The sequence below is a fragment of the Pseudomonas aestuarii genome (genome assembly GCF_027988105.1).
Lineage (GTDB): Bacteria > Pseudomonadota > Gammaproteobacteria > Pseudomonadales > Pseudomonadaceae > Aquipseudomonas > Aquipseudomonas aestuarii.
Genome location: NZ_JAQJZJ010000001.1, coordinates 264,141 through 282,550 on the forward strand (window position 1 = coordinate 264,141; position 18,410 = coordinate 282,550).

An 18,410-nucleotide genomic window follows, 5' to 3' on the forward strand; every position below is an offset into this window, starting at 1 on the left:
GCGGCCAAGGGGACGCTCAGCGCAGTCTGGATGCAATCCGCGAATCGCTTCTGGCGAATTGCATCTGGACTACGGCATCGCTCAGTTCGACTTCACCGCGTAATCCGGCTTCTTGTCGTTGCCCTCGATGTACGGGCTCCAGGGCTGGGCGCGCAGCGGCCCTTCGGTCTGCCAGACCACCTCGAACTGGCCGTCTTCCTGGACCTCGCCGATCATCACTGGCTTGTGCAGGTGGTGGTTGGTCGCGTCCATGGTCAGGGTGTAGCCGCTCGGCGCGGCGAAGGTCTGCCCGGCCATGGCGTCACGCACCTTGTCGACGTCGGTGCTGCCGGCCTTCTCGACCGCCTGGGCCCACATGTTGATGCCGACGTAGGTGGCTTCCATCGGGTCGTTGGTCACCGCCTTGTCCGCGCCCGGCAGATTCTTGGCCTTGGCGTAGGCCTTCCACTTGGCGACGAACGCGCTGTTGACCGGGTTTTCCACCGACTGGAAGTAGTTCCAGGCAGCCAGTTGGCCGACCAGTGGTTTGGTGTCGATGCCGCGCAGTTCTTCCTCGCCGACCGAGAAGGCCACCACCGGGATGTCGGTGGCTTCGATGCCCTGGTTGGCCAGTTCCTTGTAGAAGGGCACGTTGGAGTCGCCGTTGACGGTGGAGATCACCGCGGTCTTGCCGCCGGCGGAGAACTTCTTGATGTTGGCGACGATGGTCTGGTAATCGCTATGGCCGAACGGGGTGTAGACCTCTTGGATGTCCTTGTCGGCCACGCCCTTGCTGTGCAGGAAGGCGCGCAGGATCTTGTTGGTGGTGCGCGGGTAGACGTAGTCGGTGCCAAGCAGGAAGTAGCGCTTGGCGGCGCCGCCGTCTTCGCTCATCAGGTACTCGACCGCGGGGATGGCCTGCTGATTGGGCGCCGCACCGGTGTAGAAGACGTTCGGCGACAGCTCTTCACCTTCGTACTGCACCGGGTAGAACAGCAGGCCGTTGAGCTCTTCGTAGACCGGCAATACCGATTTGCGCGACACCGAGGTCCAGCAGCCGAAGGTCACGTCGACCTTGTCCTGGCTCAGCAGTTGCCGAGCCCGTTCGGCGAACAGCGGCCAGTTGGAGGCGGGGTCGACCACCACGGGTTCGAGTTGCTTGCCGAGCACGCCGCCCTTGGCGTTGATCTCGTCGATGGTCATCAGCGCCATGTCTTTCAACGAGGTCTCGGAAATAGCCATGGTGCCGGACAACGAGTGGAGGATGCCGACCTTGATGGTTTCGGCCGCCTGCACGGTGAACGGGAACAAGCCGCTGAGCAGCAGGGCGCTGGCAGCGAGGGTGGATTTCAGCAGAGGACGACGCTTCATTGTTATGGCTCCATGCGCAGCGAATGGGTGGGACCAAGAGGGTCGCCAGTCTAATGGCAGCATCCGTGCCAACGCTCGCAAAGCCTTGTCGCATAAGGGTTGGAGAAATTATCAGGGTTTTTTATATGGATCAGAATGCGCAGCTTTGGTGCGTGCGCAGGGCGTGGAACGGGCTGCCAGGCCACTGCGCACCGATTCAGAGCGCCAGGTAGTTCTTCACCCCGGTGAAGATGATTTGCGCGGCCAGGGCGCAGACGAACAGGCCCATCAGCCGACTGACGATCTGCAGGCCCTGATCGCCGAGCAGGCGTTCGAACTGGTTGGATAGGTACAGCACCACGCCGACCGTCAGGCTGGCCAGGGCGATGCCGACTACTGCCAGGGCTTTGTCGCCCCAGGCAGGCTGGCTGGCGCCCATCAACAGCAGGGCACCGATGGTGCCGGGACCGACGGTCAGGGGGATGGTCAGCGGCACGATGGTCACGTCCTGCTGCACGTTGTCGCTTTGCACCGCCGACTTGCCCTGCGCCATGCCCAGCGCCGAGATAAACAACACGCTGCCGGCGCCGATGCGGAAGGCGTCGATGGTGATGCCGAACAGGGTGAAGATGTGCCTGCCGAACAGGTACAGCAGCAGGCTGGAAATCAGTACACCGAGCGCGACCTTCCAGGCCAGGCGCTTGCGCTCCTTGACCGTGTAGCCACGACTCAGGCCGATAAAGCAGGACAACACGAAGAATGGGCTGTAGAGCACCAGCAACTTCAGATACAGACTGAACAACTCGGACGCCATGGGGTGGGCTCGTCTCTTGGGTAAAGGGGGGCGTGGCCGGCACCGCCGGCGCCGCCTGCATGATCCGGGATTGTCGTCCCGATCACCAGTGCCCGCTGCGGCTATTGCGCGCACGCGCCAGGCCGCCGTTCGGCAGCGCAGGCGCGGCCGGGTAACGGTGTCGGCTATAAGTGTTGGATGAACCACTGTGGGCAACGGCTGCATGCCGGGAGCGGCGGATGGCACGTATCAGCTTCACCCCCAACCTGCAGCGTCACCTCGATGTAGCGCCGTGCGCGGTGATGGGCGACACAGTCGCTGGCGTGCTGGCCGAGGTGTTCGCGGTCAACCCGCGGTTGCGCAGTTACCTGCTGGACGACCAGGGCCAGCTGCGGCGGCATGTGGCGATCTTCGTCGATGCCGAGCGGATTGACGACCGCCGGCACCTGAGCGACAGGGTCGGCGCCGACAGCGAGGTCTATGTGGTGCAGGCGCTTACTGGCGGCTAGCCGTGCGGATTCAACCCAGGATCGGCAACGCCGGTGCTTTTTTCAGCGGCCTGCTGGAGGGCGGTCAAGATGGCGGATGTACTGTATGTGGCTTCGCGCAAGGGCCTGCTGACCTTCGCCCGTGCTGGCGGGGGCTGGCGCCTGGCGCGCACGGACTTTCTCGGTGAGCCGGTCAGCATGGTGCTGGTCGATCAGCGCGACGGTCATCTGTATGCGGCCCTGAATCTGGGGCATTTCGGCCCGAAACTATGGCGCTCGACGGATACCGGGCAGCATTGGCAGGAGGTCGCCGCACCGGCCTTTGCCGCCCGCGAGGCGGGCGAAGGGCCGTCGGTGACGATGATCTGGTCACTTGAACCTGGCGGCAGCGATCGCCCCGGCAGCCTGTGGGCCGGCACCCTGCCGGGTGCCCTGTTCCACTCGGCGGATCACGGCGACTCCTGGCAGTTGAACGAATCGCTGTGGCAGCGTCCGGAGCGGGCCAAGTGGTTCGGCGGTGGTTACGATCAGCCGGGTATCCACTCCATCTGCGTCGACCCGCGTGACAGTGCGCGGTTGCGCATCGCCGTGTCCTGTGGCGGGGTCTGGTGCAGCGACGACGAGGGCGTCAACTGGGTTTGTCGCACCCAGGGCATGCGCGCCGCCTATATGCCGGCGGAACTGGCGCAGACCCCGGAGATCCAGGATCCGCACCGCATGCTGGCGTGTCCGGCCGCGCCCGAGACCCTGTGGGTGCAGCACCATAACGGCATCTTCCGGTCCCGTGACGATGCCGTGCACTGGCAGGAGCTGCAAGACGTCGAACCCTCGAGCTTCGGCTTCGCGCTGGCGGTGCACCCCCGCGACCCGGAAACGGCCTGGTTCGTGCCGGCGGTGAAGGATGATTGCCGCATTCCGCTGGGCCAGCGTCTGCTGGTGACCCGCACCCGCGATGGCGGGCGCAGTTTTGCCAGCTTGAGTCGCGGCTTGCCGCAAACCGACTGCTTCGATCTGGTCTATCGCCATGCCCTGGTGGTGGACGAGAGCGGGCAGTGCCTGGCGATGGGCTCGACCACCGGTCATCTGTGGCTATCGGACGATCAAGGCGACAGCTGGCAGGTGCTGGCCGGTAACCTGCCGCCGATCCATGCCCTGCGTTTTGCCTGAAACGCCGCAGCCTGCAGCTGCGGGGGCCGCTGCCGGGTGGCTCAGGGCCGGGCTTCGTGTGGCTGGCGGGTCTCTCGCTGGGCGATCCAGTACTCGAGCAGTTCGCGCAATTGCGAGAGTTCCACCGGCTTGGCCATGTGGCCGTCCATGCCGGCCGCGCGTGCCCTTTCCTTGTGTTCGTTGAGGATGTGCGCGGTCAAGGCCACCACCGGTGTGCGCGGGCGCTGCTCGGCGGTTTCCCAGGCGCGCAGTTGTTCGGTGGCGGAGAAGCCATCGAGTACCGGCATCTCGCAGTCCATCAGCACCAGGTCATAGTGCTGCGCCTTCATCGCGCTGAGGGCTTCTGCGCCGTTGCTGGCGGTGTCCGGTTGCAGGTTGAGCTTGCCGAGCATGCCACGGATCACCTTGGTCGAGATGCTGTTGTCTTCGGCGACCAGGATGCGGAAATCGCTCGGCACATTCAGCGGGGCGCTGACCCGGGTTGGGCTGAACACCGGCGAACTGTCGTCGCCGCGCTGGGACAGTTCATCGGCCAGGGTGGTCTTCAGGGTATAGCCGGCCACCGGCTTGGCGAGGATGCGTTTGATCCCGGCGTTGCGCGCGATGATCTTGCTCGGCGCATTGCTGATGCCGGTGAGCATGATCAGCAGGATGTCGTGGTTGAGGCTGGGGTCCTCCTTGATCTTGGCCGCCAGCTGCATGCCGGTCATGCCGGGCATGTCCTGGTCGAGTAGCACCACGTCGAAGTATTCGCGCATGTGCGCCTTGGTGCGCAGCAGGGCCAGGGCTTCCTTGCCCGAGGGCACTGCACTGACCTGCAGGCCCCAGCCATTGCATTGCTGCACCAGGACCTTGCGACAGGTGTCGTTGTCATCCACCACCAGCAGGCGTGCGCCTTGCAGCGGGCCATCGAGGTCGGCCGTGGGTTGTTCGAGACGCTGGCTGTCCAGGGGCAGGGTCAGCCACAGGGTCGAACCCTGGGCACCGCCGCTCTGGATACCAAACTCACCGTGCATCAGGCGCACCAGCTGGCGGGCGATGATCAGGCCGAGGCGGCCGCCGAGTTTGGTCGCCGCGAGGAAATCCTTGCTGTGCAATTCGGTGTTGAGCAAGGCATCGCGCTCGCTGGCCTGCAGCGGGCGGCCGCTGTCCTGTACGGCGATGCGCAGGCGCGGTTGCTCGCCTGCGGTGTCGAGGGCCACGACCAGGAGAACTTCGCCTTCGTCGGTCTGCTTGAAGGCATTGTCGAGCAGGCTCAGCAAGGTCTGGCGCAACCGCGTCGGATCGCCGCTGATCACCCGTGGCACCTGTGGTTGCATGAAATTGATCAGTTCGACCTTCTGTTGCTCGGCCTTGGCGCGGAAGATGTCGAGGCAGTCCTCGATCAACGCATTGAGGTCGAACTGCACGTCGTCCAGCTCGATCTGCCCGGACTCGAGCTTGGATATGTCGAGGATCTCGTTGATCAGCGCCAGCAGTTCGTTGCCCGAGCTGTGGATGGTCTGCACGTAATCACGCTGCTTGGCCGACAGGGGGGTGCCGAGCAGTAACTCGGTCATGCCCAGTACGCCGTTCATCGGTGTGCGGATTTCGTGACTGATCTTGGCGAGGAAGTCGGCCTTGGCCTTGAGTTCGGCCGAGCTGGCAGCCAGTGCGGTGCGTTCGCTGAGGTTGGTGCGCTGAATTTGTCGTTGCCGCTCGGCGAGCGAGAGGCTGAGGAAGATGCCGCCGAGAGTGGCGATGCCGAAGACGGCGATCACCAGCCAGCCGGGGTTGAGCTGGTCGAGGCCGAACAGTACCGGGATGCAGGCGCCGAAGCCGAGGGCGAATACCAGCATGCCGACGACGATGAAGCGCGCGGGCTGGTAACCGCCGTACCAGAGCCTGCTGGCTACCAGCAAGACGCTCAAGGTGCTGAGTATGACCAGCAGGTAGATCAGCGTGCTGGACCAGAGCAGGCCGGTGCTGGCGATCACCAGTGCGACAGCGAGGATCAGCCCGGCATTACCCAGCAGCAGGTGTTTGAACCTGCCCGGCTGAGCCGGTGTTTGCCGCACGAAATCGAGACAGAAGGTCTGCAGGAAGAAGGCTGCCAGCAGCGCCGACAAGTCGGCAACCAGCGACTGGTTGTAGCTCTGGCTGGGCACCCAGACGGCGAAGAGGCCGAGGTTGGCCGCCGCACAGACCGCCAGGCTGAGGTGCAGGGCGCTCAGCCACAGGCAGCAGGCGGCGCGGCTGTAGAAAAACCGGATGAGGTTGTACAGGGTAAGCAGCAGCAGCCCGCCGAGCAGGCCGCCAAAGACATAGGCGGGTTTTTCCTGGGCCACCAGTCCTGCGTCGTCGATGGTCTTGAACCAGGCCATCAGCGGATGGTTCGAGGTCATGCGCACATAGGCTTCGCGCGGCTGGCCATCGTTCGGCAGCGCCATCAGGTAGGCCCGTGAGTCGAGCGGTCGCGAACGCATCGGCCTGGATTCGCCGGTCTGGACCTCGCGTTCGAGCCTGCCATCGCGCAACAGGTAATAGTCGAGGTACTGCACGCGCGGGGCGAAGATCCACAGCCAGTTCGGCTGCTGGTTGCGCGGCAGTACGACATGCAGCCAAACGGCCTGCTCGCTGGGGGGAAAGGTAAAGGCCTGTTGGCTGAGGGGCTGGAACTGCTGGTGGCGTGCCCGCACATCCTCCAGGGTCAGCGCGGCACTCGGGTCGAGCAGATACGACCAGTTATCGGGCTGATAGCCAACTGCGTCTGGTTGGTTCTCGGCCATGGCTGTCGGCAACAGACAGGCCATGAGCAAACCGACGAGTAGTCCTGTGGCAATCCTGAGCCCGCGCACGCTGCATTCCCTTTGAATGATAGGTAGCCAGATTATAACCAAGCCGTTGTTTAGCGGAATATGGCCAGGAAGGCCAGTGCAGACGCGGTGAAAGCGACCACTGGCACGGCGGCGCCACCTGCGTTGTGGCGCTTTCGATGCCTGGTGTTGATGCTCTTGGCGGTGGCGACACGACCCTCATGGCAGTGGGTCGTGCGATGTTCCTGCTGACTGGCCGCCGAGGCTGAGCGGGTGACCGTCGTTTATGCCTCGCCGCGTTCGCGGGCAATCGCGCGGTAACCGATGTCCCGGCGGTAGAAACAGCCATTCCAGCGAATCTTCTGTGCCAGGCGATAGGCCTGCTGCTGGGCATCGGCCACGCTGGCGCCAATGGCCGTGGCGCAGAGTACCCGGCCGCCGGCGGTGACCACCTGACCGTCTTTCAGTGCGGTACCGGCATGGAACACCTTGCCTTCCAGCGCGGCCGCATCGGCCAGACCTTCGATGACGTCACCCTTGGCGTAATCGCCCGGGTAGCCACCGGCAGCCAGGACCACGCCGACCGTCGGGCGCGGATCCCAGCGCGCTTCGACCTTGTCCAGCGCCTGCGCCAGGGCGGCCTCGATCAGCAGCACCAATGAGGACTCCAGGCGCACCATGATCGGCTGGGTCTCCGGGTCGCCGAAGCGGCAGTTGAACTCGATGACCTTCGGCTTGCCGGCCTTGTCGATCATCAGCCCGGCGTAGAGGAAACCGGTATAGACGTTGCCTTCGCTGGCCATGCCGTTGACGGTGGGGTAGATCACCTCGTCCATCACCCGCTGGTGCACCTCGGCAGTGACCACCGGGGCCGGCGAGTAGGCGCCCATGCCGCCGGTATTCGGCCCGCTGTCGCCGTCGCCGACGCGCTTGTGATCCTGGCTGGTGGCCATCGGCAAGACATTCCTGCCGTCGACCATGACGATGAAGCTGGCTTCCTCGCCGTCGAGGAACTCCTCGATCACTACCCGTGAACCGGCCTCGCCGAAGGCATTGCCGGCGAGCATGTCGCGTACCGCGTCTTCGGCTTCGCCCAGGGTCATGGCGACGATCACGCCTTTGCCGGCGGCCAGGCCGTCGGCCTTGATCACGATAGGTGCGCCGACCTTTTGCAGGTAGGCCAGGGCCGGCTCGACTTCGGTGAAATTCTGGTAATCGGCGGTGGGGATCTGATGGCGGGCGAGGAAGTCCTTGGTGAAGGCTTTCGAGCCTTCCAGTTGGGCCGCGCCGGCCGTCGGGCCGAAGATGTCCAGTTTGCGTGTGCGGAACAGATCCACCACACCCGCCACCAGCGGCGCTTCCGGGCCGACGATGGTCAGTTGCACATTTTTCTCGGCGAAATCGGCCAGCTGCTGCAGATCCAGCACGTCGATGGCGACGTTCTCGCACTTGGCTTCAGTAGCGGTGCCGGCGTTACCCGGGGCGACGAAGACTTTGGCGACGCGCGGGTCTTGCGCGACTTTCCAGGCCAGCGCGTGCTCGCGCCCGCCGCTGCCGATGATCAGTACGTTCATGGTGATCTCCTGACCGTAGCCCGGATGAAATCCGTGGCTCTTGAGTGGGGTGTTCCCGGATTGCATCCGGGCTACGGGTGGTGGATAAGCGAAGCGTTATCCACCCTACGAAAACTGGCGACCCCTATCGAGGTCGCGATGAAGCCGGTAGATGCAAGGCGCCCAGGGTATCGCCAAGCGGAGTTGCCTAGTGGCAATGAGCATTGGCGGAACCCTGGGCAACGCCGCAGATGCCGGTTTCAGTGCGGCCGTCAGTGGCGGAAATGGCGCATCGAGGTGAACACCATGGCGATGCCCGCTTCGTCGGCGGCGGCGATCACTTCCGCATCGCGCATCGAGCCACCCGGCTGGATCACCGCGGTGATGCCATTGGCGGCGGCGTTATCCAGGCCGTCGCGGAACGGGAAGAAGGCATCGCTGGCCATGACCGAGCCGGCGACCTGCAGGCCGGCATGCTCGGCCTTGATCGCGGCGATCCGGGCGGAGTTGACGCGGCTCATCTGGCCGGCGCCGACGCCGATGGTCTGGCGGTTCTTGGCGTAGACGATGGCATTGGACTTGACGAACTTGGCCACTTTCCAGGCGAAGATCAGGTCGTGGACTTCCTGCTCGCTGGGGGCGCGCTGGGTGACGATCTTCAGGTCGGAGGCAGCGATCATGCCGATGTCGCGGCTCTGAACCAGCAGGCCGCCGTTGACCCGCTTGAAGTCCCAGCCCGCGCTGCGCTCGGCCGGCCATTCGCCGCACTCGAGCAGGCGCACGTTGGCCTTGGCGGCCACCACGTCGCGGGCCGCCTGGGAAATCTTCGGGGCGATGATCACTTCGACGAACTGGCGCTCGACGATGGCCTGGGCAGTGGCTGCATCCAGTTCGCGGTTGAAGGCGATGATGCCGCCGAAGGCCGATTCGGTGTCGGTGGCGTAGGCCAGTTCGTAAGCCTGACGGATGCCGCCTTGCTCGTCCAGGGCCACGGCCACGCCGCAGGGGTTGGCATGCTTGACGATGACGCAGGCCGGCTTGACGAAGCTCTTCACGCATTCGAGGGCGGCATCGGTGTCGGCGACGTTGTTGAACGACAGTTCCTTGCCCTGCAGCTGCACCGCGGTGGAGATGCTCGCTTCGCCTTTCTGCGCTTCCACGTAGAAGGCCGCGCTCTGGTGCGGGTTCTCGCCGTAGCGCATTTCCTGGGCCTTGACGAACTGGCTGTTGAAGGTGCGCGGGAAGGTGCCGCGGGCTTCAGTGCTCAGGGTCTCGGCGCGCTGGTCGATGGTGCCCAGGTAGTTGGCGATCATGCCGTCATAGGCGGCGGTATGCTCGAAGGCCTTGAGCGCCAGGTCGAAGCGCTGCGCATAGCTCAGGCCGCCGGCTTTCAGCGACTCGAGGATGCCGGCGTAGTCGCCAGCCGAGACCACGATGGCCACGTCCTTGTGGTTCTTCGCGGCGCTGCGGACCATGGTCGGGCCGCCGATGTCGATGTTCTCGATGGCGTCGGCCAGGTCACAACCGGGCTTGGCCACGGTGGCGGCGAACGGGTAGAGGTTGACCGCGACCAGGTCGATCGGCTTGATCCCGTGCTGCTCCATGACCGCGCCGTCGAGGGCGCGACGGCCGAGGATGCCGCCGTGGATCTTCGGGTGCAGGGTCTTCACCCGGCCGTCCATCATCTCCGGGAAACCGGTGTAGTCAGCGACTTCCACAGCGGCCACGCCGTTGTCCTTGAGCAGCTTGTAAGTGCCGCCAGTGGAGAGGATTTCCACATTGAGAGCCACGAGCTCACGGGCGAATTCAAGGATGCCGGTCTTGTCGGAAACGCTGATCAGCGCGCGGCGGACGGGGAGGCGGGTGGTCTGGTCGGTCATTGATCGGGTCCGGTGGCGTAATAAAATTGGTATGGAGCTGTGAGCCGCAGGCGGCAAGCTTCAAGAAAAAGCCGTGTGCCCGGTCTGCAGCTTCAGAGCAGGTCGTACTGCTTGAGCTTTTTGCGCAAGGTGCCGCGATTCAGGCCGAGCAGTTCGGAGGCCTTGGTCTGGTTGCCTTTGACGTAATTCATCACGGTTTCCAACAGTGGCGCTTCCACTTCGGTGAGCACCAGGTTGTAGACGTCGGTGACGTCCGCGCCCTCAAGGTGGGCAAAATAGTTGTGCAGGGCTTTCTCGACACTACCGCGCAGGGTTTGCCCTTCTTCGCTCGGCGTATTGAGGTGCTGTTTCAAGCTTGTACTGTCGCTCACGGGAGCCATTCCAGTTCCTAACGTCTCGTTCAACATCGTCATGCGGCCACCCCATCTCCATCATTATGCCGTTCGCCGAAGAACTGGCGAACGTTGGTGTACTGCGCGTCCGTACATTCCAGACGATTGAATCGGGCACGAAACTCCCTGGCGCCCGGCAGGGTTGCCAGGTACCAGCCGACATGCTTGCGGGCGATGCGCACCCCCATCACCTCGCCATAGAACAGGTGCAACTCGGCCATGTGCTCTAGCAGAATGCGTTCCACCTCGAACAGGCTCGGTGGCGCCAGCTTCTGGCCGGTGCGCAGGTAGTGCTCGACCTCGCGGAAAATCCACGGTCGGCCCTGAGCGGCGCGGCCAATCAACAGGCCGTCGGCACCCGTGGCGGTCAACACCGCCTTGGCCTTTTCCGGCGAATCGATGTCGCCATTGGCCAGCACCGGGATCGACACCGCCTGCTTGATCGCGGCGATGCTGTCGTATTCGGCCTCGCCGGTGTAGAGGTCGGCGCGGGTGCGGCCATGCACCGCCAATGCCACTATCCCGGCCTGCTCGGCAATCTTCGCCACGATGATGCCGTTCTTGTTCTGTCGGTCCCAGCCAGTGCGGATTTTCAGGGTCACCGGCACATCCACCGCAGCGACCACCGCCTGAAGAATCTCGCGTACCAGGCCCTCGTCCTTGAGCAGGGCGGAGCCGGCAGCCTTGTTGCAGACCTTCTTGGCCGGACAGCCCATGTTGATGTCGATGATCTGCGCGCCCAGTTCGACGTTGCGCTGAGCCGCCTCGGCAAGCAGCTGCGGGTCACCGCCGGCGATCTGCACCGAGCGTGGCTCGACATCGTCCTGATGGATCAGGCGCAGGCTCGACTTGCGGGTATTCCACAGGCGCACATCGCTGGTGACCATTTCCGATACCACCATGCCCGCGCCCATACGGTGGCAGAGCTGGCGAAACGGCCGGTCAGTGACTCCGGCCATGGGCGCGAGAATCAGCGAGTTGGGCAATGTATAGGGGCCGATGCATAACGCCGACATGGGGCTTCCCTGCTCAAGAGACGTACTGTTGAGACCAATAGGAGACTGCGAAAAAGGGTGGGAATCATACCCGCTCTGGATGACCGGATAAAGGCTGTTTTGAACAAATTCTGAACAGTTGCTGGCTTATAGCCATTGGATGGAATCGCGCCCGGGAAAGCCCGGCGAGTGCGCGGGATCAGCTGGGAACCACAGGGGGCTGGTGTTGCCTGGATGCTGGGGCGTGATGCTTGATGCCCCATTCTTTATTCCGGCGAGTGGAAGCTCAGGCTGTAGTTAACCGCCTGGGCGCCTGGGTCGAGAATATCCAGGGACACATGAATCGGTGTCTGCGGCGGCATTTCCAGCTGCCCGGCCAGTTCGCCGGCGAGGTATTCGCTGGGTTTGAAGCGACGACTGGCCAGTAAGCGACCATTGAGGTCGGCAAAACGCATTTCCAGCAAGGGAAAAGGCTGGGCGAAGGGCGCGCGGTTGTAGAGGATCGCATCGACAACCAGGGCGCCGCTGAACTCGGGGTGGCTGCGCACCACCAGGTTGCTGCTTTTGATCTGGTCGATATCGACCTTGGACGGCAAGGTACAACCGAAAACGGGACAGAACTGCTCGAACCAGGGGCGGTATTGATCCTGGCGTGCCAGTTCGTCGAAGTTGTAGTGGATGTGCTGGCCGATCAGGGCGGTCGCGGCCAGCAGGTTCAGCAGGCCCCAGCCGAACCAGCGCCCCCAAGGCTTGCGCGGCGGTTGCCAGTCATCCAGTTGCAGCGGTTCGTCGAGCAGTTCGAACAGGTGTTCGTCGCGCAGGCCGGGCTCGCTACGGGCCGATATTCTCTCGGACGGGTGCGGCGCGGCGGAGTCAGTCGGAGGCTGGTCCAGGGAGTCGAGGACGTCCGCGTCGATACGGGGTTCGTGGCGCGGGGGGCGCCGGCTTGGATCCTCCGGGGCGGGTTCCGGGCTGTCCGCGTCCAGGGCGCTGAGCGTGAGCGGGGATGGGGCGTATGCGGCGTCATCTGCCACTAGCGGCGTGCCTGACGACGCGGCCGTCGGCGGATCGTCCGCCGAGTCTTCGTGTGGGATGGCAGAGAAGCGCGGTGGCGCCTGCAGCGAGTCTTCGTGCAGGAGGGCCTCGGCCCAGGCTTCGTCATGGTTGCCGGTGTCCGCCGGGGGGCGGAAGGGCTCGGTATGCGCGGGTGCCTGGTTCAGCGCGAGGAACTGCTGCGCCAGCAACTGTTCCTGCTCTTCCAGCTTGGCCAGTTCTTCATCGAGATCGAGGCTGTCCAGATCCAGGTCATCGTGAATCCACAGGGTATCGCTGTCGCCCTTGTGCTGGGTAGCGGTCTGCTCGGGCATGGGCTGGGGCGCTGGCGCGGCGGCCGGGCGGGTCGCCGCAGGCACCGGGGGGGCTGTCTGCAGCGAGGCTCCGGGTAGCTGTCCCTGCTCGAGCAGTTGCTGCGCGGCATTGAATACGTGCAGGCAGGCTCCGCAGCGCACGGCGCCACGGGCTGCACCAAGCTGCACGAGGCTGACGCGAAAGCTGGTGTGGCAGTGGGGGCACTGGGTGACGAAACTTTCGGTCATGCGACGATCCGGCGGCCTGCGATTAGGTGAAGTAACGCGATTAGTCTAACGCAGGAGCCAGAACAAGCGGCAGTGCCTGGGCTAGCGACGAGTGCCGCTGATACGTACCCAACCCTCCTTCTCCGCGATTGGATCTAGCGCGAAGGCGTCAGCGTAGGCTGCGCGCACTTCTTCGGCTTGCTCGGCGAGAATCCCCGACAGGGCCAGGCGGCCGCCGGGCTTGGCCAGGCTGGTAATCTGCGCCGCCAGAGCCACCAGGGGGCCGGCGAGGATATTGGCCACCACCACGTCGGCCTGTTGCTGCGGCAGATCGGCGGGCAGGTAGAGCGGGAAGCGGGCCGGGTCAATGCCGTTGCGCCCGGCATTGTCGCGCGAAGCCTCCAGGGCTTGCGGGTCGATGTCGGTGCCAACTGCCTGGGGGGCGCCCAGCAGCAGGGCGGCGATGGCCAGGATGCCCGAGCCGCAGCCGAAATCCAGCACGTCGCAGTGGCTCAGATCCTGGCTGTCGAGCCATTCCAGGCACAGCGCGGTGGTTGGATGGGTGCCGGTGCCGAAGGCCAGACCCGGATCGAGCAGCAGGTTGACTGCGTCCGGTTCGGGCGCAGCGTGCCAGCTGGGCACTATCCACAGCCGCTGGCCGAAGCGCATGGGGTGGAAGTTGTCCATCCAGCTGCGTTCCCAATCCTGGTCGGCGATCACCTCGGCGTGATGTTCCGGTAGCTCGGCGCCAGTCAGCAGTTGCAGGTGGGCAAACACCGCATCGGCCAGGGTGTCGGCTTCGAACAGGGCGAGCAGGTGGGTGTGCGACCACAGTGGGGTGGTGCCCAGGTCCGGCTCGAAAATCGGCTGATCTTCGGCGTCCATGAAGGTTACCGATACGGCGCCGACTTCGAGCAGGGCGTCTTCGTAGGTTTCTGCCTGATCCGGGGTGATGGCGAGACGGACTTGTAACCAGGGCATGGGGAACCTCGTGAGCACTGTGGCGTGATGGTGCAATTGGCCGCGCAGCTTACTTGAAGCGGTGGCCCGGCTGCCACCGCCGCGCCGCGCAGATACGACAAGGGCCGCCCAATGGCAGCCCTTGTCGAGACTTCAAACATGAACCTGGGCGCTAGAGCGAGGCTGTTGATTACCCAGCATCGCAGTCGCGCTGCAGGTCATGGGGTCAGTGCTTGTCCATCCCCAGTTTCTTTTCCAGGTAATGGATATTCACGCCACCCTTGCAGAAGCCCTTGTCGCGCACCAGGTCGCGGTGCAGCGGCACGTTGGTCTTGATGCCGTCGACGACGATTTCGTCCAGCGCGTTGCGCATGCGGGCCAGGGCCTCGTCGCGGGTCGCGCCGTAAGTGATCAGCTTGCCGATCAGCGAGTCGTAGTGCGGTGGCACGGTGTAGCCGCTGTACAGGTGCGAGTCGACCCGCACGCCGTTGCCGCCAGGCGCATGGAAGTGCTTGACCTTGCCCGGGCAGGGCATGAAGTTGTCCGGGTCTTCGGCGTTGATCCGGCACTCCAGGGCGTGGCCGCGGATCACCACGTCTTCCTGGGTGAACGACAGCTTGTTGCCAGCGGCGATGCTGAGCATCTCCTTGACGATGTCGATGCCGGTGACCATTTCGCTGACCGGGTGCTCGACCTGGACGCGGGTGTTCATCTCGATGAAGTAGAAGTTGCCGTCTTCATAGAGGAACTCGAAGGTACCCGCACCACGGTAGCCGATCTCGATGCAGGCATCGACGCAGCGCTTGAACACTTCGGCGCGGGACTGCTCGTTGATGAACGGGGCCGGCGCTTCTTCCAGCACCTTCTGGTGGCGGCGCTGCAGCGAGCAGTCGCGGTCACCCAGGTGGATGGCGTTGCCTTGGCCGTCGGAGAGCACCTGGACTTCCACGTGACGTGGGTTGCCGAGGAATTTTTCCAGATAGACCATCGGGTTGCCGAACACCGAGCCGGCTTCGCTGCGCGTCAGCTTGGCCGATTTGATCAGGTCTTCTTCCTTGTGCACCACGCGCATGCCGCGACCACCGCCGCCGCCAGCGGCCTTGATGATCACCGGATAACCGACTTCGCGGGCAATCGCCAGGGCGGTTTCCTCGTCTTCCGGCAGCGGGCCGTCGGAGCCGGGTACCACCGGCACGCCGGCGCGTTTCATGGCGTCCTTGGCCGAGACCTTGTCGCCCATCAGGCGAATGGTCGCAGCTGTTGGGCCGATGAAGGCAAAGCCGGAGTTTTCCACCTGTTCGGCGAAGTCGGCGTTTTCCGCGAGGAAGCCGTAGCCCGGGTGGATGGCGGTGGCGCCGGTGACTTCAGCGGCGCTGATGATCGCTGGAATATTCAGGTAGGACAGGGCGCCGGAGGCCGGGCCGATACACACCGATTCGTCGGCCAGGGCCAAATGCATCAGTTCGCGGTCAGCAGTGGAGTGCACCGCGACGGTCTTGATGCCCAGCTCTTTACAGGCGCGCAAGACGCGCAGGGCGATCTCGCCGCGGTTGGCGATCAGGACTTTTTCCAACATCGGAGGCTCTCCGCGGTTCAAACGATGGTGAACAGGGGCTGATCGTATTCCACCGGCTGGCCGTTCTCGCCCAGGATGGATTCGATGGTGCCACTGCTCTCGGCCTCGATGTGGTTCATCATCTTCATCGCTTCGACGATGCAGAGGATGTCGCCTTTCTTCACGCTCGTACCCACTTCAACGAAGTTGCCCGAGGTCGGCGAGGCGGCCCGGAAGAAGGTGCCGACCATTGGCGAGCGCACCACGGTGCCGTTCAGTTTGGCGGCAGCCGGTGCGGCGGCTTCGGCGGCGGCAACGGGAGCGGCAGGCGCTGCCGGTGCAGGCTGCGGGGCATACATGGGTTGCTGGGCGTAGGTCGGTTGCTTGCCGTGACGGCTGATGCGCACGGATTCTTCGCCTTCGCGAATTTCCAACTCGTCGATGCCGGATTCTTCCAGCAGTTCGATCAGTTTCTTGACTTTACGTATATCCATAGTGGCTCAACTCCCAGTGAGGTCAGGGCTGTTCAAGTTGTTCGAGTGCGGCCTCCAGGGCCAGTCGGTAACCGCTGGCGCCAAGACCGCAGATCACCCCTACGGCAACATCGGAAAAGTAGGAGTGATGGCGGAAAGCTTCGCGTTTGTGCACGTTGGACAGGTGTACTTCGATGAATGGGATGCTCACCGCCAGCAATGCGTCACGTAATGCGACGCTGGTATGAGTGAAAGCGGCGGGATTGATCAGGATAAAGTCGACACCTTCGCCTTTTGCGGCGTGAATGCGCTCGATCAGCTCGTACTCGGCATTGCTTTGCAGGTAGAGCAGATGATGGCCAGCCTCGCGGGCGCGCCGCTCCAGATCGAGGTTGATCTGATCCAGGGTGGTGGCGCCATAGACACCCGGTTCGCGGGTGCCAAGCAGATTCAGGTTGGGGCCGTGCAGCACCAGTAAGGTGGCCATGATCCGGTGATCCTTGTTGTTTGCACTGGCGGACTATGCCGGAGACGGCGCAGGGCTGTCCAGTTCCCGGCAATAGTCGACACGATGGCGGTAGTTTGCGTCATTCATATGACCATGAGCGCTAGAATCGTTCGCTGGCCCGGTTGAGGCGAGTGGCGAAGTCGGCCGCGTCGATTTCACCGACCACCCGCAAATCCTGCCATTCGTCGCCTTTGGCATCGAACAACAGGATTGCCGGGGGGCCAAACAGTTGGTAACGATCGAGCAGGGCGCGTTGGGCCGGGTTGCTCTCGGTGATGTCGAAGCGCACCAGGCGGTAGGCGCCGAGCTGGCTGGCGACTGCTGTGGCATTCAGCACTTCGCGCTCGATCACCTTGCAGCTGATGCACCAGTCGGCGTACCAGTCGAGCAGCAGAGGCTTGCCGGCGCGCTGCGCGGCGGCGAAGGCCGCATCCAGCTCGGCCGGGTTGCTGATGGTCTGCCAGCTGTCCGATTCCACGTGCTCACCTACGCTGCCGGCCAGCGGCATGCGTCCGAGCGGGCGCAAGGGGTCGTTCTGACCTTGCAGGGCACCGGTCCAGGCGGCCAGGGCATAGACCAGCAGCATCAGGCCGGCCAGCTGGCTGAGTTTCTGCTTGTGGGTTTTCGGACCGAGTTCCAGGGCGCCGAGAAACAGCGCTACGCCACCGGCGAGCAGGCCCCACAAGGCCAGCGTCAGCTGGGCCGGCAGTACCCGTTCGAGCAACCATACGGCGACCGCCAGTAGCAGTACGCCGAAGGCATTGCGCACGCCAATCATCCAGGTGCCCGACTTCGGCAGCAGGGCGCCACCACCGGTGGCGAACAGCACCAGTGGCGCACCCATGCCCAGGCCCAGGGCGAACAGTTTCAAGCCACCGCCCAACGCGTCGCCGCTGGCGCTGATGTAGAGCAGGGCGCCAGCCAGGGGGGCCGAGACGCAGGGCGATACCAGCAGGCTGGAGAGTACGCCGAGCAAGGCGGCGTTGGTGTAAGAACCGCCACGGGTCTTGCCGGCCAGGCGGTCCAGCGGTTCGCTGAAACGGCGCGGCAGGCGCAGTTCGTAGACGCCGAACATGGCCAGGGCGAACAAGGCGAAGAAGGCGGCGAAGGGCACCAGAATCCACGCCGATTGCAGGCGCGCCTGCAGGTTGAGGCCGGCACCGAATACCCCCATCAGGGCGCCGAGCACGGCGAAGCAGAGGGCCATCGGCAGCACATAGGCCAGCGACAGGCTGAAGCTGCGCAGTCCGCCCACCTGGCCACGCAGCACCACGCCGGAGAGGATCGGCAGCATCGGCAAGACGCACGGGGTAAAGGTCAGGCCCAGTCCCGCAAGGAAGAACAGCGCCAGGTCGCTCCAGCGCCAGCTGTTGTTTGCAGCGTTCGGGGTGGGCGGTGTGATGCTGGGGGTGGCCAGGCCGCCGGCGATCTGCAGCTGTTCGGTTTCCGGTGGGTAACACAAGCCCTTGTCGGCGCAGCCCTGGTAGCTGACGCTGAGGTTGAGCGGGCGGTTGTCCGGATTATCCAGTGGCAACTCGACATCCAGCACGCCGTAGTACACCTCGACATCGCCGAAGTAGTCGTCGACCTTGGCCTTGCCAGCCGGCAATTGCGCAGCGCCCAGGGCGATGTCGGTCGGCTCGCTGCTGAATTGGAACCGGTGTCGGTAGAGGTAGTAGCCCTCGGCGGCGACGAAGCGCAGTTTGATCGACTCGGTCGAGCTGTCGATCAGGCTGAGCTTGAATGCCTCGCGCACCGGGAGGAAATCCTCGCTGTTGTTCAGCGGCGCACCCAGTGGTGCCGGGGCGGGACGGCTGTCGAACAGGCCGGCGCCAGCGGGCAGGGCGACCAGCAGCAGGATCAGGTAGAGCAAGCGGCGCATGGCGGTCTCGCAGGTTGGACGTGAGCGCATCATAACCAAGCTGGCGACCTAGCGGCAGGTCCAGGC

General features: G+C 64.2%; 15 protein-coding genes. 2 read left to right on the top strand and 13 right to left on the bottom strand.

What is annotated here, in order from left to right; all coding sequences use genetic code 11:
* Positions 1 to 81 precede the first annotated feature (81 nt).
* Together urtA and PH586_RS01200 are read right to left on the bottom strand one after the other, a co-directional pair.
* On the bottom strand, positions 82 to 1,350 hold the full coding sequence (gene urtA / locus PH586_RS01195) for an urea ABC transporter substrate-binding protein (protein ID WP_271345944.1): 1,269 nt from the start codon (positions 1,348 to 1,350) through the stop codon (positions 82 to 84).
* Between the two features lie 196 nt (positions 1,351 to 1,546).
* Complete coding sequence (locus PH586_RS01200) at positions 1,547 to 2,143, bottom strand: MarC family protein (RefSeq protein ID WP_271345945.1); 597 nt, start codon at positions 2,141 to 2,143, stop codon at positions 1,547 to 1,549.
* Between the two features lie 218 nt (positions 2,144 to 2,361).
* Here PH586_RS01200 and PH586_RS01205 point away from each other — a divergent pair, with 218 nt between their 5' ends.
* Both PH586_RS01205 and PH586_RS01210 read left to right on the top strand, forming a co-directional pair.
* Positions 2,362 to 2,631 (top strand): ubiquitin family protein, encoded by a 270-nt coding sequence (locus tag PH586_RS01205; protein ID WP_271345946.1) that lies wholly within the window; start codon positions 2,362 to 2,364, stop codon positions 2,629 to 2,631.
* Positions 2,632 to 2,700: 69 nt separating this feature from the next.
* A complete protein-coding gene (locus PH586_RS01210) occupies positions 2,701 to 3,777 on the top strand; it encodes a WD40/YVTN/BNR-like repeat-containing protein (protein WP_271345947.1) in 1,077 nt (358 codons plus the stop codon).
* A gap of 41 nt (positions 3,778 to 3,818) precedes the next feature.
* Here the strand turns inward: PH586_RS01210 and PH586_RS01215 are convergent, their stop codons facing one another.
* From PH586_RS01215 to PH586_RS01265, 11 genes are all read right to left on the bottom strand, one after another.
* Positions 3,819 to 6,569, bottom strand: a complete 2,751-nt coding sequence (locus PH586_RS01215) for a hybrid sensor histidine kinase/response regulator (protein WP_271345948.1) — start codon at positions 6,567 to 6,569, stop codon at positions 3,819 to 3,821.
* Between the two features lie 287 nt (positions 6,570 to 6,856).
* Positions 6,857 to 8,146 (bottom strand): phosphoribosylamine--glycine ligase, encoded by a 1,290-nt coding sequence (gene purD, locus PH586_RS01220; protein WP_271345949.1) that lies wholly within the window; start codon positions 8,144 to 8,146, stop codon positions 6,857 to 6,859.
* Between the two features lie 251 nt (positions 8,147 to 8,397).
* Positions 8,398 to 10,005, bottom strand: coding sequence for a bifunctional phosphoribosylaminoimidazolecarboxamide formyltransferase/IMP cyclohydrolase (gene purH, locus PH586_RS01225; RefSeq protein WP_271345950.1), 1,608 nt, complete (start codon positions 10,003 to 10,005; stop codon positions 8,398 to 8,400).
* Between the two features lie 92 nt (positions 10,006 to 10,097).
* Positions 10,098 to 10,418, bottom strand: coding sequence for a DNA-binding transcriptional regulator Fis (fis, locus tag PH586_RS01230; RefSeq protein WP_271345951.1), 321 nt, complete (start codon positions 10,416 to 10,418; stop codon positions 10,098 to 10,100).
* Positions 10,415 to 11,413, bottom strand: a complete 999-nt coding sequence (gene dusB / locus PH586_RS01235; protein ID WP_271345952.1) for a tRNA dihydrouridine synthase DusB — start codon at positions 11,411 to 11,413, stop codon at positions 10,415 to 10,417. The genes fis and dusB overlap by 4 nt, the downstream gene beginning before the upstream one ends.
* A 245-nt stretch (positions 11,414 to 11,658) precedes the next feature.
* Positions 11,659 to 12,987, bottom strand: coding sequence for a DUF3426 domain-containing protein (locus PH586_RS01240; protein WP_271345953.1), 1,329 nt, complete (start codon positions 12,985 to 12,987; stop codon positions 11,659 to 11,661).
* Positions 12,988 to 13,068: 81 nt separating this feature from the next.
* A complete protein-coding gene (gene prmA, locus PH586_RS01245) occupies positions 13,069 to 13,947 on the bottom strand; it encodes a 50S ribosomal protein L11 methyltransferase (RefSeq protein WP_271345954.1) in 879 nt (292 codons plus the stop codon).
* A gap of 205 nt (positions 13,948 to 14,152) precedes the next feature.
* Positions 14,153 to 15,502 (bottom strand): acetyl-CoA carboxylase biotin carboxylase subunit, encoded by a 1,350-nt coding sequence (gene accC / locus PH586_RS01250; protein ID WP_271345955.1) that lies wholly within the window; start codon positions 15,500 to 15,502, stop codon positions 14,153 to 14,155.
* A gap of 17 nt (positions 15,503 to 15,519) precedes the next feature.
* Positions 15,520 to 15,975 (bottom strand): acetyl-CoA carboxylase biotin carboxyl carrier protein, encoded by a 456-nt coding sequence (accB, locus tag PH586_RS01255; protein WP_271345956.1) that lies wholly within the window; start codon positions 15,973 to 15,975, stop codon positions 15,520 to 15,522.
* A gap of 22 nt (positions 15,976 to 15,997) precedes the next feature.
* The gene (gene aroQ / locus PH586_RS01260) at positions 15,998 to 16,441 is read right to left on the bottom strand and encodes a type II 3-dehydroquinate dehydratase (protein WP_271345957.1); all 444 of its coding nucleotides are present in this window, start codon (positions 16,439 to 16,441) and stop codon (positions 15,998 to 16,000) included.
* 121 nt (positions 16,442 to 16,562) lie between these two features.
* Positions 16,563 to 18,344, bottom strand: coding sequence for a protein-disulfide reductase DsbD (locus PH586_RS01265; protein ID WP_271345958.1), 1,782 nt, complete (start codon positions 18,342 to 18,344; stop codon positions 16,563 to 16,565).
* Between the last annotated feature and the right edge of the window lie 66 nt (positions 18,345 to 18,410).

What these genes read in the sequence shown, in the direction of transcription:
- aroQ (WP_271345957.1), bottom strand. Translation starts at nt 16,441, where the DNA reads ATGGCCACCTTACTGGTGCTGCACGGCCCCAACCTGAATCTGCTTGGC.
- accC (WP_271345955.1), bottom strand. Translation starts at nt 15,502, where the DNA reads ATGTTGGAAAAAGTCCTGATCGCCAACCGCGGCGAGATCGCCCTGCGC.
- purD (WP_271345949.1), bottom strand. Translation starts at nt 8,146, where the DNA reads ATGAACGTACTGATCATCGGCAGCGGCGGGCGCGAGCACGCGCTGGCC.
- PH586_RS01265 (WP_271345958.1), bottom strand. Translation starts at nt 18,344, where the DNA reads ATGCGCCGCTTGCTCTACCTGATCCTGCTGCTGGTCGCCCTGCCCGCT.
- PH586_RS01205 (WP_271345946.1), top strand. Translation starts at nt 2,362, where the DNA reads ATGGCACGTATCAGCTTCACCCCCAACCTGCAGCGTCACCTCGATGTA.
- accB (WP_271345956.1), bottom strand. Translation starts at nt 15,975, where the DNA reads ATGGATATACGTAAAGTCAAGAAACTGATCGAACTGCTGGAAGAATCC.
- PH586_RS01240 (WP_271345953.1), bottom strand. Translation starts at nt 12,987, where the DNA reads ATGACCGAAAGTTTCGTCACCCAGTGCCCCCACTGCCACACCAGCTTT.
- purH (WP_271345950.1), bottom strand. Translation starts at nt 10,005, where the DNA reads ATGACCGACCAGACCACCCGCCTCCCCGTCCGCCGCGCGCTGATCAGC.
- PH586_RS01215 (WP_271345948.1), bottom strand. Translation starts at nt 6,569, where the DNA reads ATGGCCTGTCTGTTGCCGACAGCCATGGCCGAGAACCAACCAGACGCA.
- PH586_RS01210 (WP_271345947.1), top strand. Translation starts at nt 2,701, where the DNA reads ATGGCGGATGTACTGTATGTGGCTTCGCGCAAGGGCCTGCTGACCTTC.
- fis (WP_271345951.1), bottom strand. Translation starts at nt 10,418, where the DNA reads ATGACGATGTTGAACGAGACGTTAGGAACTGGAATGGCTCCCGTGAGC.
- prmA (WP_271345954.1), bottom strand. Translation starts at nt 13,947, where the DNA reads ATGCCCTGGTTACAAGTCCGTCTCGCCATCACCCCGGATCAGGCAGAA.
- dusB (WP_271345952.1), bottom strand. Translation starts at nt 11,413, where the DNA reads ATGTCGGCGTTATGCATCGGCCCCTATACATTGCCCAACTCGCTGATT.
- urtA (WP_271345944.1), bottom strand. Translation starts at nt 1,350, where the DNA reads ATGAAGCGTCGTCCTCTGCTGAAATCCACCCTCGCTGCCAGCGCCCTG.
- PH586_RS01200 (WP_271345945.1), bottom strand. Translation starts at nt 2,143, where the DNA reads ATGGCGTCCGAGTTGTTCAGTCTGTATCTGAAGTTGCTGGTGCTCTAC.